General features: G+C 69.6%; 14 protein-coding genes. 2 read left to right on the top strand and 12 right to left on the bottom strand.

Annotated features, from left to right (window positions below):
- Positions 1–103: 103 nt before the first annotated feature.
- Positions 104–331 (bottom strand): hypothetical protein, encoded by a 228-nt coding sequence (locus RUR49_RS05570; protein ID WP_409145382.1) that lies wholly within the window; start codon positions 329–331, stop codon positions 104–106.
- A 93-nt stretch (positions 332–424) separates the two neighbouring features.
- Positions 425–1,252, bottom strand: a complete 828-nt coding sequence (locus RUR49_RS05575) for a dienelactone hydrolase family protein (RefSeq protein WP_409145383.1) — start codon at positions 1,250–1,252, stop codon at positions 425–427.
- 196 nt (positions 1,253–1,448) lie between these two features.
- On the opposite strand from RUR49_RS05575, the gene aroC reads away from it, so the two are divergent.
- Positions 1,449–2,561, top strand: coding sequence for a chorismate synthase (gene aroC, locus RUR49_RS05580; protein WP_409145384.1), 1,113 nt, complete (start codon positions 1,449–1,451; stop codon positions 2,559–2,561).
- A 48-nt stretch (positions 2,562–2,609) separates the two neighbouring features.
- On the opposite strand, the gene RUR49_RS05585 is transcribed toward aroC, so the two are convergent.
- The 10 genes from RUR49_RS05585 to RUR49_RS05630 form a co-directional block, all read right to left on the bottom strand.
- Positions 2,610–3,014 (bottom strand): hypothetical protein, encoded by a 405-nt coding sequence (locus RUR49_RS05585; RefSeq protein ID WP_409145385.1) that lies wholly within the window; start codon positions 3,012–3,014, stop codon positions 2,610–2,612.
- A 57-nt stretch (positions 3,015–3,071) separates the two neighbouring features.
- On the bottom strand, positions 3,072–3,470 hold the full coding sequence (locus tag RUR49_RS05590) for a hypothetical protein (RefSeq protein ID WP_409145386.1): 399 nt from the start codon (positions 3,468–3,470) through the stop codon (positions 3,072–3,074).
- Between the two features lie 253 nt (positions 3,471–3,723).
- Positions 3,724–4,326: an SCO family protein gene (locus RUR49_RS05595; RefSeq protein ID WP_409145387.1), complete on the bottom strand. Its 603-nt coding sequence runs from the start codon at positions 4,324–4,326 to the stop codon at positions 3,724–3,726.
- Positions 4,327–4,405: 79 nt separating this feature from the next.
- Positions 4,406–5,692 (bottom strand): MFS transporter, encoded by a 1,287-nt coding sequence (locus tag RUR49_RS05600; RefSeq protein ID WP_409145388.1) that lies wholly within the window; start codon positions 5,690–5,692, stop codon positions 4,406–4,408.
- Positions 5,693–5,950: 258 nt separating this feature from the next.
- Positions 5,951–7,888, bottom strand: a complete 1,938-nt coding sequence (dxs, locus tag RUR49_RS05605; protein ID WP_409145389.1) for a 1-deoxy-D-xylulose-5-phosphate synthase — start codon at positions 7,886–7,888, stop codon at positions 5,951–5,953.
- 88 nt (positions 7,889–7,976) lie between these two features.
- A complete protein-coding gene (locus tag RUR49_RS05610; RefSeq protein WP_409145390.1) occupies positions 7,977–8,912 on the bottom strand; it encodes a pirin family protein in 936 nt (311 codons plus the stop codon).
- A gap of 108 nt (positions 8,913–9,020) precedes the next feature.
- Positions 9,021–9,281, bottom strand: a complete 261-nt coding sequence (locus RUR49_RS05615; protein WP_409145391.1) for an exodeoxyribonuclease VII small subunit — start codon at positions 9,279–9,281, stop codon at positions 9,021–9,023.
- Between the two features lie 150 nt (positions 9,282–9,431).
- Positions 9,432–10,358 carry a histone deacetylase family protein gene (locus tag RUR49_RS05620; protein ID WP_409145392.1) on the bottom strand — a complete coding sequence of 309 codons (927 nt, stop codon included), beginning with the start codon at positions 10,356–10,358 and terminating at the stop codon, positions 9,432–9,434.
- Positions 10,359–10,391: 33 nt separating this feature from the next.
- On the bottom strand, positions 10,392–11,813 hold the full coding sequence (locus RUR49_RS05625; protein WP_409145393.1) for a mannose-1-phosphate guanylyltransferase/mannose-6-phosphate isomerase: 1,422 nt from the start codon (positions 11,811–11,813) through the stop codon (positions 10,392–10,394).
- Between the two features lie 19 nt (positions 11,814–11,832).
- Positions 11,833–12,090 (bottom strand): hypothetical protein, encoded by a 258-nt coding sequence (locus tag RUR49_RS05630; RefSeq protein WP_409145394.1) that lies wholly within the window; start codon positions 12,088–12,090, stop codon positions 11,833–11,835.
- A gap of 359 nt (positions 12,091–12,449) precedes the next feature.
- Here RUR49_RS05630 and RUR49_RS05635 point away from each other — a divergent pair, with 359 nt between their 5' ends.
- On the top strand, positions 12,450–13,076 hold the full coding sequence (locus tag RUR49_RS05635; RefSeq protein ID WP_409146335.1) for a glutathione S-transferase family protein: 627 nt from the start codon (positions 12,450–12,452) through the stop codon (positions 13,074–13,076).
- Positions 13,077–13,080: the final 4 nt, after the last annotated feature.

Consider the following 13,080-nt stretch of genomic DNA (forward strand, 5'->3'; position numbering starts at 1 on the left):
CGTCAATCTTGCGCGGCCGAGGCCCGCGGGCGGACGCTCGGCCGGATGCTGGCGCGCCGGCGGTCGGTCTGCGGGGGCTGCCGCCTCAGGACCGGGGCCGTGCCTAGTCGACGGTCTCGCGCTCGCGCCAGAAGCGGGCCCGCATGCGGGGCGCCATCATCCAGGCGATGGGCGGCGTCAGGACGAAGCTGAGAATGATGACGACGGGCAGGTAGAAAGCCGCGTCCGCGTTCAGTGAAGGCACCGACAGCACCGTGATCGCGCCGATGCCGAAGAGCACGGAGCTGATCATCAGGGCCAGCAGGGCGGCGATCTGCAGTCTCGTGGGCATCGGGGGGTCCTTCCTCGGTCTCTACCGTAGGAAGGTCCTGCGCGCGCCAAAGGTTCCGCCGCCGGCGCGCGGAAGCGCCGGCGGCAGGGTCGGTCAGGTCAGGTTGGCGGTGTAGAAGTCGAGCGTGCGCTGCCAGGCGGTGGCGGCGTCGGCGGCGTCGTAGCGCGAGCCGGTCGGGTTCGCGAAGGCGTGGTCGGCGTCGTACCAGTAGACCGTCAGGCTGTCCGCCTTGCCGGCCGCCGCCATGTTCTTCTCGAAGCCCTCGACCATCTCCTTGTTGATCGACTGGTCGAGCGTACCGAAGTGACCGAGCACCGGGCCCTTGAGGTTTTCCAGCTGCGACACCGTGCGGGTGACGTTGCCGTAGTAGATGACGGTGGCGTCGACCGGCGCGGCGATCGAGGCGTTCAGCGACCAGGCGCCGCCGAAGCACCAGCCGACGGTGCCGACCTTGTCGGTGGCGTCCTGCAGGTCACGGGCATAGTAGACCCAGGAGGAGACGGCGTCGGTGGCGTCCTCGGTGTTGAGAGCGGCCATCTGCGCCTTCGCCTCGTCCGCCGTCGTCGCCGGCTCGTCCTTGCCGAACAGGTCGATGGCGATGGCGATGTAGCCCTTGTCGGCGAGGTCGGCGGCGACCGCCTTGATCTGGTCGTTGAGGCCCCACCACTCGTGGATCAGCACGATCGCCGGCGCCGGCAGCTGCGCCGGCTTGGCGATGAAGCCCTTCGCCGGCTTGCCCATCACGGTGGTGATCGACACCGGCGTCACCTTGGCGGCGGCGGCCTGGGCGAGGACGGGATCGGCCAGCACGGCGGCGAGCGGCAGCGCCCCGAGGCCGGCGAGGAAGGCGCGGCGGTCGGTTGCCGAAACGAAGATCGGCGGCATGTCCGCGTGGCTGCCACATCCGTCGAGCGTGCACATCGGTCGGTCTCCTCGGCTCGTGTCGGTCCGCCGCCCGGGTCCCCCGGCGGCGCGTGCCGCCAAACTATCGTACCCGGCCTTTGCGACAAGCCGTCTTCGTCGCGGCAGACGCCGCGGGCCGCGTTTGACCGCACCGGGGCTGCCGCCTAAAACCGGCGCGCATCGGGCAAGGCAAGCGGACGGGCGGCGGACGGGCATGTCTCACAACACCTTCGGCCATCTCTTCCGCGTCACCACCTGGGGCGAGAGCCACGGGCCGGCGATCGGCTGCGTCGTCGACGGCTGCCCGCCGGGGATCGCGATCAGCGAAGCCGAGATTCAGCTCGATCTCGACCGCCGCCGGCCGGGCCAGTCGCGCTACACGACGCAGCGCCGCGAGCCCGATGCGGTGCGCATCCTCTCGGGCGTCGTGCCGGCCCGCGACGGCGAGGGTTTCGTCACCACCGGCACGCCGATTTCGCTGCAGATCGAGAACGTCGACCAGCGCTCGAAGGACTACTCGGAGATCACCGACCGCTACCGGCCGGGCCATGCCGACTTCACCTACGATGAGAAGTATGGCCTGCGCGATCCGCGCGGCGGCGGCCGCTCGTCCGCGCGGGAAACCGCCATGCGGGTCGCTGCCGGTGCGATCGCCCGCAAGGTGCTGGGCGGCGTCGTCGTGCGCGGGGCGCTGGTGCAGATCGGTGACATCGCCGTCGACCGCTCGCGCTGGGACTGGGACACCGTCGGCGACAACCCGTTCTTCTGTCCCGACCCCGGCACCGTCGAGCGCTGGACGGCGCTGCTCGACGGCGTGCGCAAGCGCGGTTCGTCGATCGGCGCGGTGGTCGAGGTGGTGGCCGAGAACGTGCCGGCCGGCCTCGGCGCGCCGATCTACGGCAAGCTCGACGCTGATCTCGCGAGCGCGATGATGTCGATCAATGCCGTGAAGGGCGTCGAGATCGGCGCGGGCTTTGCCTCGGCGGCGCTGTCGGGCGAGGAGAACGCCGACGAGATACGCATGGGTAACGACGGCCGGCCGCTGTTCCTCACCAACAACGCCGGCGGCATTCTCGGCGGCATCTCCACCGGCCAGCCGGTGGTGGCGCGCTTCGCGGTGAAGCCGACCTCGTCGATCCTGATCCCGAAGCGCTCGATCGATTCGACCGGCCAGGAGATCGACGTCGTCACCAAGGGGCGGCACGACCCCTGCGTCGGCATTCGCGCGGTGCCGGTGGGCGAGGCGATGATGGCGATCGTGCTCGCCGATCACCTCCTGCGCGACCGCGCCCAGGTCGGCGAGCGACCGGCCTGGCGGGCGTTCTGACCAATCGACCCGTACTATCTCGCCGCCATTCTACCTTCTATGGCCGGGCTACCTGACCATAATCTTGTAGCTGTATTTCTGTCGTCTATTTCCGAAATATGAAATGTAAGCCAAATCCACCTCCCCTTTGTATTTTCGATCTGCCCGATAAATTACTTGTGTTCCGGGCGCGGGGAGGCCGACGCATTTCGGATCAGGATCACGTCCGTGACCGGCGCGGGCCGGAATTTTTGAGGGAACAATTTTGATAACAACTTTTCCGTACTTCGGGGCTTTTACCAATTCCACTTTCACTTCACCGGTCGTGCAGTCCCTATCCCAGCTTCTATGGATGCCGATATTCAGTGTTCCACCAGGCTCTACTTCCATATTGTAATGCCGCGCAGACTGTGCGGTTGCAGTCTCAGGCGCGGCGCCGGTGATCAGGAGTAGCAAGGGAAGATATTTAATCAAAGTTTTCGCCCTTTGTAATGAATTTGGTAAGATAAAAACACATTCCTAGATTCTTATTCATTGTTTTAGCAGAACGCCATCGTAAAATTTGCCCTTGCGGTTCAAGCGAAATACCATCTTTGTTTTACTAACAAGGGTATAAACCATCAACGATCCGTCGCCCCATCGCTCCTGCGTCAATGAATTCCCGTCGACTGTCGCAAATTTATAAGACTGCCCGCCTTTCCATGCGTATATTGTCTTTGCCGATCCATTCGGCCTCACATACCAGACAATTAATTTGCTATAATCTTTGCCGTCTGACCATGTCCCAACCCACGTTCCGACAAAATCATCGCTTTTTGCTTTGAATTCTGCAGCTTTGAGCGGGGAAGACGCCGCGAAAGCGACCCACGCAAACGCCACGAGCGCAACGACAGCACTACCCCAGGCTCGCATGGCGTTCCCCTCGCCCACACAGCTTTTCCGGTCAGATTAACACACTGCAAGACAACGACAAGGGAAACTACTGAAAATCCGTCTATTCGGCGGCGGCGGGAATGCTGCCTAGAGACCACAGCCCCGTAGTAGCTCCCGTCAACTTGACCAATTGGAGCAGGCAAGCTCGTCGCGACACTGCCGCAGCGAATGCCCACGCATTCAACGCTTTGCAGCAGCAGACTGTCTTTGCTATTCCAAAAAAGGAGTCGCCGTTGGAAGTATCTGTACCTCAGCTTCCGACGATGGTCTTCAACTTCTCCACCGCCTTCTCCTGCGGATCGCGGTAGTCGACGGTGCCGGAGAAATCGCCGTTCTTGTCGAACAGCAGCACCGCGGCCGAGTGGTCCATGGTGTAGTCGCCGCCCTCGAGCTCGACCTTGCGCGCATAGACCCGGTAGGCCTTGGTCACCGCGGCGATCTGCTCGGGCGTGCCGGTGAGGCCGACGATGCGCGGGTCGAAGGCGGAGAGGTAGCTCTTCATCAGCTCCGGCGTGTCGCGCTCGGGATCGACGCTGACGAAGACGATCGAGAGATCATCGCCCGCCGGGCCGAGCGCCTTCAGCCAGCCTTCGGCCTCGGCGAGCGTCGTCGGGCAAACGTCCGGGCAGTGCGTGAAGCCGAAGAACATGGCGCGTGGCCGGCCGGCGAAGTCCGCCTCCGTCACCGTCTGGCCGTCGGTGCCGATGAGGGCGAACGGCCCGCCGACGGAGGCGGTCGTGCCGGTTCCGCCGGTCTCGCGCTCGAGCACGCCGGTGGCGAGCACGACCACCACCACCGAGGCGATCACCGCGATCGACCAGGCGATCACGCGGGTCCAGAACAGCGCTCGCATCGCTCACTCCTCGTCGGTTCGGGCGGGAACCTGCCCGCGCCGGGGGCTCGGCGCAACCGGTGTCGTCGCCGCAGTCCCGTCAGCCGGCGGACGGCCGTCCGGGTTTCGGCGCTGACGCGGCGGCGGCATGGCCGGCGAAGGCCGGACGCTCGTCGGTGCCGGGCGGGATGACGGTGCCCATCGGCGCCGTCGAGGCGGCGGCGAAGCCCGTCTTGTCCGCGCTCGCGGTGCCGCTGCGCACCCGGATGCGCACGATGATGAAGAGGAACAGCAGCGTCTGCACGGCGGCCGTCATCACGAACAGCGCGTGCGGCCCGCCGCGGGCCATGGCGAAGGCGGAGATCAGCGGCCCGCAGACCGAGCCGAGGCCGTTGAGGAGCAGCACGCCGGCCGCCGTCTCGACATACTCGCCGGGCGCCGTCTTGTCGTAGGCGTGCGCCGCCGCCAGCGAGTAGCCCGGCAGCGTCAGCACGCCGAAGACGAAGCCCATCGCCAAAAGCGTCGGGGTATTGACCGTCAGCAGCCCGAGCGCCAGGCCCGCCAGCGCGGAGCCGACGAGCATCGTCGCCAGCACGATGCGGCGGTCGATGCGGTCCGACAGCCGCCCGACCGGCCACTGGCCGAGCGCGCCGCCGGCGACGGTGGCGCTGACGAACAGCGCCGCCTGCTCGACGGAAAGCCCGATGCTGGTGGCGAAGACGGCGCCGAGCGCCCAGAAGGCGCCGTTCGAGACGCCGATCAGGAAGGCGCCGACGAAGGCGACGGGGGCGGTGGCGAAAAGCCGGCGGGGGCGGAAGCGGACGAGCGAGATCGGTGCCGGCTGCGCCGAGCTCGTCAGCGCCACCGGCAGGGTCGCGAGCGAGATCAGGATGGCGGCCAGCACGAACGGCGCAATCGCCGTCACCGGGTAGATCGACACCATCATCTGGCCGACGGTGAAGGCGGCGAAGTTGACGACGATGTAGGCCGACATCACCGTTCCGCGCGTCGTGTTGCTGGCGCGGTCGTTGAGCCAGCTCTCGATGACGAGATAGAGGGTGGCCAGGCTGAAGCCGGTCATCGCCCTGAGCCCGTTCCAGACCAGCGGATCGCGCATCAGCGCGTGGCAGAGCACCATCACGGCGGCGGCCGAAACCATCGCCGCGAAGGTGCGGATGTGGCCGGCGCGCAGGATGACGTAGGGGCCGAGCAGGCAGCCGGCGACGAAGCCGACATAGTAGCTCGAGCCGAGGAAGCCGAGCATGACGGTGTCGAAGCCGGACGCCTCGCCCGACAGCGGCAACAGCGTGAACTGCAGGCCGTGGCCGATCAGCAGGAAGCCGATGCCGAGGAGCAGCGAGAAGACGGGACGGAGGGTCTTGAACATCGGTGGGGGCGGAGGCGGGCGGCGAGAGCGGATGGTCCGTCCGGCACCGCCTCGCTGCGCGGGCCGCCCCGTGCTTCGATCCGTCCGGATAAGGCGAAAAATCCGGTGCGTCCGCCGATCGGGAGGCGTCGCCCGTCGGCTGGAAGGTGCACCAAGGCAAAGGACTTGAGCAATAACGGCGCCCGCATCCTGGAGACGCGCGCGCACGCCGCTCTAGGAGACGGTCGTGGCGAAACCGTGTCGGTGGCTTTCGCCGGGCTAGCTGCGCTTCGGAGCCCCGGCGAGCCGCTGCACGGGGGCGATTTCCAGGCCGAGGGCGCCGCGCACGGTGGCGACGATGCCGGCGGCATCGAGGCCGGCCAGCGCGTACATCACCTCGGGCTTGTCGTGGGCGAGGTAGGTGTCCGGCAGCACCAGCGTGCGCACCTTGAGGCCGCCGTCGAGCAGGCCTTCCTCGGCGAGTGCGGCAAGCACGTGGCTGCCGAAGCCGCCGATCGAGCCCTCCTCGACCGTCACCAGCACGGCGTGCTCGCGGGCGAGCCGGCGCAGCAGGTCGCGGTCGAGCGGCTTCAGGAAGCGGGCGTCGGCCACCGTCGTCGACAGGCCGGCGGCGCGCAACTCGGCCGCGGCGCGCTGGCACTCCTGCAGCCGGCCGCCGAGGGACAGGAGTGCCACCGACGTGCCCTCCTCGACGACGCGGCCGACGCCGATCTCGAGCGGCGGGGCGGGCGAGGGGATGTCGAGCCCGACGCCCTCGCCGCGCGGGTAGCGGAAGGCGATCGGGCCATCCTCAAAAGCGGCCGCTGTCGCCACCATGCGGGCGAGTTCGACCTCGTCGCCGGCCGCCATCACCACCATGCCGGGCAGGCAGCCGAGGAAGGCGAGGTCGAAGGCACCGGCGTGGGTCGGCCCGTCGGCGCCGACGAGGCCCGCGCGGTCGATCGGGAAGCGCACCGGCAGCCCCTGGATGGCGACGTCGTGCACCACCTGGTCGTAGGCGCGCTGCAGGAAGGTGGAATAGATGGCGCAGAACGGCTTCAGGCCGTCGGCGGCGAGCCCCGCCGCGAAGGTGACGGCGTGCTGCTCGGCGATGCCGACGTCGAAGGTGCGCTGTGGGAACTCGGCGCCGAACAAATCGAGGCCGGTGCCGGACGGCATCGCGGCGGTGACGGCGACGATGCGCTCGTCGCGGCGCGCCTCCTCGATCAGGCTGGTGGCGAAGACGCGCGTGTAGGCCGGCGCGTTCGCCTTCGCCTTCGCCTGCTCGCCGGTGACGACGTCGAAGCGGTTGACGCCGTGGTACTTGTCCGCCGAGGCCTCGGCCGGCGGATAGCCCTTGCCCTTGCGGGTGACGACGTGGACGAGCACCGGGCCGGGCGCGGTATCGCGGACGTTCTTCAGGATCGGCAGCAACTGGTCGAGGGCGTGACCGTCGATCGGGCCGATGTAGTAGAAGCCGAGCTCCTCGAACAGCGTGCCGCCCATGGCGAGGCCGCGGGCGAACTCCTCGGCCCGCGCCGCGCCGCGCTCGACGAACTTCGGCAGGTGGCGGGTCAGTCCCTTCACCGCCTCGCGCAGCGTCACGTAGGTGCGCCCCGAGACGAGGCGGGCGAGGTAGCCGCTCATCGCGCCGACCGGCGGGGCGATCGACATGTCGTTGTCGTTCAGCACGACGACCATGCGGGCGTGCTGGGCGCCGGCGTTGTTCATCGCCTCGTAGGCCATGCCCGCCGACATCGCGCCATCGCCGATGACGCAGACGACGTTGTGGCGCTCACCCTTGAGGTCGCGCGCCACCGCCATGCCGAGGCCGGCGGAGATCGAGGTCGAGGAGTGGGCGGCGCCGAACGGGTCGTACTCGCTCTCGGCGCGGCGGGTGAAACCCGACAGCCCGCCGCCCTGGCGCAGCGTGCGGATGCGGTCGCGGCGGCCGGTGAGGATCTTGTGGGGATAGGTCTGGTGGCCGACGTCCCAGATCAGCCGGTCGGTCGGCGTATCGAAGACGTAGTGCAGCGCCACGGTCAGCTCGACGACGCCGAGGCCGGCGCCGAGATGGCCGCCGGTGACGGAGACGGCGTCGATCGTCTCGACGCGCAGCTCGTCGGCGAGCTGCGGCAGGCTCGATTCCGGCAGGCGCCGCAGGTCCGCCGGCGTGGCGACGAGATCGAGCAGGGGCGTCTTCGAAGCGGATGTCACCGCGGGTCTCCCTCGCGACGGGGGTTGGGCCGCGCGAAAGGGCAGACCACTAGCGGCAGGCGATCCATGTTGCAACGCGGCACGGTCGTCACCGTTCCGGCAGGGGGATGAACTCGTGCTCCCCCGGCACGGCGGGGAAGCGCCCGGCCTTCCAGTCGGCCTTCGCCTGCTCGATGCGGTCGCGCGAGGAGGAAACGAAGTTCCACCAGAGGTGACGCGGCTCGTCGAGGGTCGCGCCGCCGAGGAGGACGACGCGGGCCTCCGTCAGCGCCGTCACCGTGATCGCGTCGCCGGGCCGCAGCACGAGCAAGCGGCCCGCCTCGAAGCGGTCGCCGGCGATCTCGACGGCGCCGTCCACCAGGTAGAGGGCACGCTCCTCGGTGGCGGCGTCCACCGGCAAGCGCGCACCGGCCGCCATGCGGGCGTCGACATAGAGGGTGTCGGCGTGGGTCGCGACCGGCGAGGTGGCGCCGAAGGCGCTGCCGACGACGATGCGGGCCGACAGGCCGCCGTCCTCGACGACTGGCAGGGCGGCGGCGCCGTGGCTGGCGAAGAACGGCTCGTCCTCCTCGTGGGCGCGGGGCAGGGCGACCCAGAGCTGCAGCCCGTGCAGCCGGCCGTCGCCGCGGCGCTGGTCGGCGCCCGAGCGCTCCGAGTGGGCGATGCCGCGGCCGGCGCTCATCCAGTTGACGGCGCCCGGCGCGATCGTCTGCAGCGAGCCGAGGCTGTCGCGGTGCACGATGGCCCCATCGAAGAGGTAGGTGAGGGTGGCGAGCCCGATGTGCGGGTGGGGCGCGACGTCGATGCCCTCGCCGATGCCGAAGGAGGCCGGCCCCATCTCGTCGAGGAAGACGAACGGCCCGACCGTGCGCCGGCCGGCGACCGGCAGGGCGCGCCGCACCAGAAAGCCGCCAAGGTCGCGTGTGCGCGGCACGATGACGGTCTCGACCGCCGGCGCCAGGGCCGGCTCTGACAGCGCGGGGGCTTCGGCGAGGGCAGGGTCTTCGGCGCGAGGCAGGCTCATCGTCGACGGTCTCCAGTCCGGCCGGGCGACGACCGCCTCCGGCTCAGGGGCGGCGTGCGAGGAGAGTGCCGACCGCAGCCGAGAACCTTGCCGTCAAATGGGGCGCCGTCACGCCGCGTCCAGCGGCTCCGTGCCCGTGGGCGCTCCGCCGGGGCCGAGCTGGATCTTCTCGACCCGCATCTCCGCCCGCTTCAGGAGCGCGTCGCAGTGCTTTTGCAGGAGCTTGCCGCGCTCGTACTTGGCGATCGACGCCTCGAGCGCGACCTGGCCGCGCTCCAGTTCGTCGACGATCGTCTCGAGCTCGCCCATCGCCGCCTCGAAACTGAGAGCGGCGACATCCTTCGGCACGTCCTTCGGTGAATCAGCCACGCGGCTTTCCCTGCCTCGTCGTTGTGGATGGTCAGGCGTTCCCGAAGATGGGGACCCTCACAGCGGCCGTGCGGTTGCGCGGGACGTCCATGATCGGGAACGCGTTGATGCCGCCACCCTACAGGAGCAGCGGCCCGTTCGCATCCGGCCTCACGCCTCCATCAGCGTGCCGACGTGGACCGCGACCGAGCGCGACAGCCCCTCGAGATCGTAGCCGCCCTCGAGCAGCGACACGACGCGGCCGCCGCAGCGGCGGGCGGCGATCTCGAGCAGGCGCCGGGTGATCCAGGCGAAATCGGACTCGATCAGCCGGATCTCGGCGAGCGGATCGCGCACATGGGCGTCGAAGCCGGCCGAGATGATGACGAGGTCCGGCCCGAAGGCGTCGAGGGCCGGCAGCACCACCTCGTCCATCGCGGCGCGGAAGACCTCGCCGTCGTCGCCGGCCCGGAGCGGCGCGTTGACGATGTTGCCGACGCCGGTCTCCGAGCGCTCGCCGGTGCCCGGATAGAGCGGCATCTGGTGCGTCGAGCCATAGAAGACGCTCGCGTCCGACCAGAAGATGTCCTGGGTGCCGTTGCCGTGGTGGACGTCGAAATCGATGATGGCGACGCGCTCGGCGCCGTGGGTGCGCTGGGCGTGGCGGGCGGCGACGGCGGCGTTGTTGAACAGGCAGAAGCCCATGGCGCGGTCGTGCTCGGCGTGGTGGCCGGGCGGGCGCGAGGCGACGAAGGCGTTGGCGACGCGCCCCGTCATCACCTCGTCCACCGCCATCATGGCGCCGCCGACGCCGCGCAGCGCCGCCTCGAGGCTGCCGGGCGACATCGTCGTGTCGGCATCGAGCCGCACCAGCCCCTCGGTGGGTGCTGCCCGGGTGATCACGTCAACATAGGCGGCGCGGTGCGCGAGGCGCGCGTCCTCGAGCCGGCCGAGCGGCGTCTGGTCGCGCTCCAGCGTCTGGAAGCGCTCCGCCTCCATGACGCGCTCGATGGCGCGCAGCCGGTCCGGTCGCTCGGGATGGCCGAGCGGCGTCTGGTGCTCGAGGAAGGCCGGGTGGGAGAGATAGAGGGTCGACACGCTTCCTCCGGATGTCGGTTGCCTGCCGAGGGTTCAAGCCCTCGCATAGACGTCCTCGAGGCGGACGATGTCGTCCTCCTCGAGATAGCTGCCGGTCTGCACCTCGATCAGCTCGAGCGGGATCTTGCCGGGGTTGGCCAAGCGGTGGACGGCGCCGAGCGGCACGTAGACCGACTGGTTCTCCGAGAGGACCCGTACATCGTCGTCGATCGTCACCTCCGCCGTGCCGCGCACCACCACCCAGTGCTCGGCCCGGTGCATGTGCTTCTGCAGCGACAGCCGCGCCCCCGGCTCGACGACGATGCGCTTCACCTGGAAGCGGTCGCCGCGGTCGATCGATTCGTAGGAGCCCCACGGACGGTAGCAGCGGGCGTGCGAACTGACCTGGTGGTGGTTGCGGGCGCGCAGGCGGTCGACCAGCGTCTTCACCTCGCCGGACAGCGACCGCCGCGTCACCAGCACCGCGTCCGGCGAGGCGACGACGACGACGTCGTCCAGCCCGATGACGCCGACCACCGGCCCGTCCGAGCGGATCAGGCTGCCGGCGGTGTCGACCGCCTCGACCGGGCCGTCGAGGACGTTGCCGGCCGCATCGGTGCCGCCGAGATCGTAGATCGCCTCCCAGCTGCCGACATCCGACCAGCCGAAGGAGGCCGGCACCACGGCGATGCGGTCGGTCTTCTCCATCACGGCATAGTCGATCGAGATCACCGGGGCGGCGCGGAAGCTCTTCGCATCGAGGCGCACGAAGCCGAGCGCCGAATCCGTCTCGGCGCCGGCCGCCGCTGCCCGCGCCGCCTCGGCCACGGCGGGGGCGTAGCGGTCGAGTTCGGCGAGGAGCACGTCGGCGCGGAACAGGAAGTTGCCGCTGTTCCACAGGCAGCCTTCGGCGAGGTAGCGCGCCGCGGTGGCCATATCCGGCTTCTCGGCGAAGGCGGCGACGCGGCGCGCGCCGGTGTCGCCGATCGCGTCACCCGGGCGGATGTAGCCGTAGCCGGTGGCCGGATAGGTCGGCGCCATGCCGAAGGTGACGATGTCGCCGGCCGCGGCGACGACGGCGGCCGCGTCGACGGCTGCGAGGAACGCCGCATCGTCGAGGATGACGTGGTCGGCGGCGAGCGCCAGCACCAGCGCCGCTGGATCCGTCCTGGCGACGAAGGCGGCGGCGGCGGCGAGCGCAGGGGCGGAGTTCCGCCGCTCCGGCTCGAGCAGCACGGTGACTTCGGCGCCGACGTCCTTCGCCTGGTTCTCGGCGAAGAAGCGCAGCTCGGCGTTCGTCATCACCACCGGCTGCCCGAAGCGCGCCGGGTCGGCGACGCGCTTCAGGGTCTGCTGGTAGGTCGACAGCGGCCCGACGAGCCGCTGGAACTGCTTCGGCAGGCTGTCGCGCGAAACCGGCCACAACCGCGTGCCGGCTCCGCCGGCGAGAACGACGGGGGTGATCGGTCTGCTCATGTCTGCTCCCGGGGGCGTGTCACTCTGGGGCGTCTGTGGCGTGTCCGGCCTGTTCCGAAAAGACGATGTGCGCCTTCAGCACCGCCGCGCAGGCCTCGAGCTCGGCCGCCAGGACGTGCATGTTGGGCAGGTCGATGATCAGCTTCTTCAGGCCCTTGGTGCCATCCTCGCCGAACAGGCCGACTTCGTAGCAGTGCTCGTTCGTCTCCGGATCGATGCCATACAGCACGCGCATCCGCGACAAGCGGACGAGTGACTTCGCCTCCATCAGCGCCATCTGAGCCTTCCCCTGCAAGGCCGGCCCGTTCGGGCCGCGCCTGTTTTCCCCGTTTGCCTGCGGCTCGTCGCGGCCACCCCGGCCGCCCCCCGCCGCGGGAGGGGTCGGAGACCATGCCCCGACCGCCCCGCAACGCGAGCCCGGAGGACCTTAGCGCCGCGGACGCCGCCGCGCGAGGCCCCGCCGTGGCGGCTCCGGCCGGGGCGGTCGGCGGGCTTCGAGGGTCGCCACATCTGGCGTAGGGTGAGCCGGTGCGGGATGCGACGACGCAAGGTCCGCAGGCGCCGGGGCAAGTCGTGGCGGCTGGGGAAGAATGGCGCGGCGGCGGGTCGCCCGCCCGTGAACACGAGGTGCCTGAGATGATCCTGATCGGCCAGTACGATTCGCCCTTCGTCCGCCGCGTCGGCATCGCCCTGACGCTCTACCGGATGCCATTCGAGCACCGGCCGTGGTCGGTGTTTGGCGACGCAGACAAGATCCGTCCCCTCAACCCGCTCGTTCGGGTGCCGACCCTGGTCCTCGACGACGGCGAGGTCGTGATCGAGACCCACGCCATCCTCGACTGGCTCGACAGCCTGGCTCCGCCGGACGCCGTGCTGCTGCCGGCGGGCCAGCCCGACCGGCGGCGGGCCCTGAAGACGATCACGCTCGCGACCGGCATCGCCGACAAGGCGGTGAGCCTGTTCTACGAAAAGCGCCTGCACGAGCAGGTCTCCGACGTCTGGGTCGAGCGCTGCCGCAGCCAGATCCTCGGGACGCTGGCGCTGCTGGAGCAGGACCGTGCCGTCCGCCCCGGTGCGGTCTGGTTCGGCGACCGCATCGGCCATGCCGACATCGCCGTGGCGGCGACGCTGCGCTTCCTCGGAGAGGCCCATCCCGGTCTCGCCCCGCTCGCCGGCTATCCGGCGCTCGCCGCCGACGCCGCCCGCCTCGAGGCGATGGATGAGTTCCGGGCGATCAGCCAGCCGTTCATCCCGCCGGCGTGAGGGC

This window comes from Pseudoxanthobacter sp. M-2 (genome assembly GCF_046156265.1).
In the GTDB taxonomy this organism is placed as follows: domain Bacteria; phylum Pseudomonadota; class Alphaproteobacteria; order Rhizobiales; family Segnochrobactraceae; genus CAMDHY01.

Coding starts and splice junctions, on each gene's coding strand:
- RUR49_RS05600 (WP_409145388.1), bottom strand. CDS start 5,692: ATGTTCAAGACCCTCCGTCCCGTCTTCTCGCTGCTCCTCGGCATCGGC.
- RUR49_RS05610 (WP_409145390.1), bottom strand. CDS start 8,912: ATGAGCCTGCCTCGCGCCGAAGACCCTGCCCTCGCCGAAGCCCCCGCG.
- RUR49_RS05570 (WP_409145382.1), bottom strand. CDS start 331: ATGCCCACGAGACTGCAGATCGCCGCCCTGCTGGCCCTGATGATCAGC.
- RUR49_RS05575 (WP_409145383.1), bottom strand. CDS start 1,252: ATGTGCACGCTCGACGGATGTGGCAGCCACGCGGACATGCCGCCGATC.
- RUR49_RS05595 (WP_409145387.1), bottom strand. CDS start 4,326: ATGCGAGCGCTGTTCTGGACCCGCGTGATCGCCTGGTCGATCGCGGTG.
- RUR49_RS05630 (WP_409145394.1), bottom strand. CDS start 12,090: ATGGCGCTGATGGAGGCGAAGTCACTCGTCCGCTTGTCGCGGATGCGC.
- aroC (WP_409145384.1), top strand. CDS start 1,449: ATGTCTCACAACACCTTCGGCCATCTCTTCCGCGTCACCACCTGGGGC.
- RUR49_RS05625 (WP_409145393.1), bottom strand. CDS start 11,813: ATGAGCAGACCGATCACCCCCGTCGTTCTCGCCGGCGGAGCCGGCACG.
- RUR49_RS05635 (WP_409146335.1), top strand. CDS start 12,450: ATGATCCTGATCGGCCAGTACGATTCGCCCTTCGTCCGCCGCGTCGGC.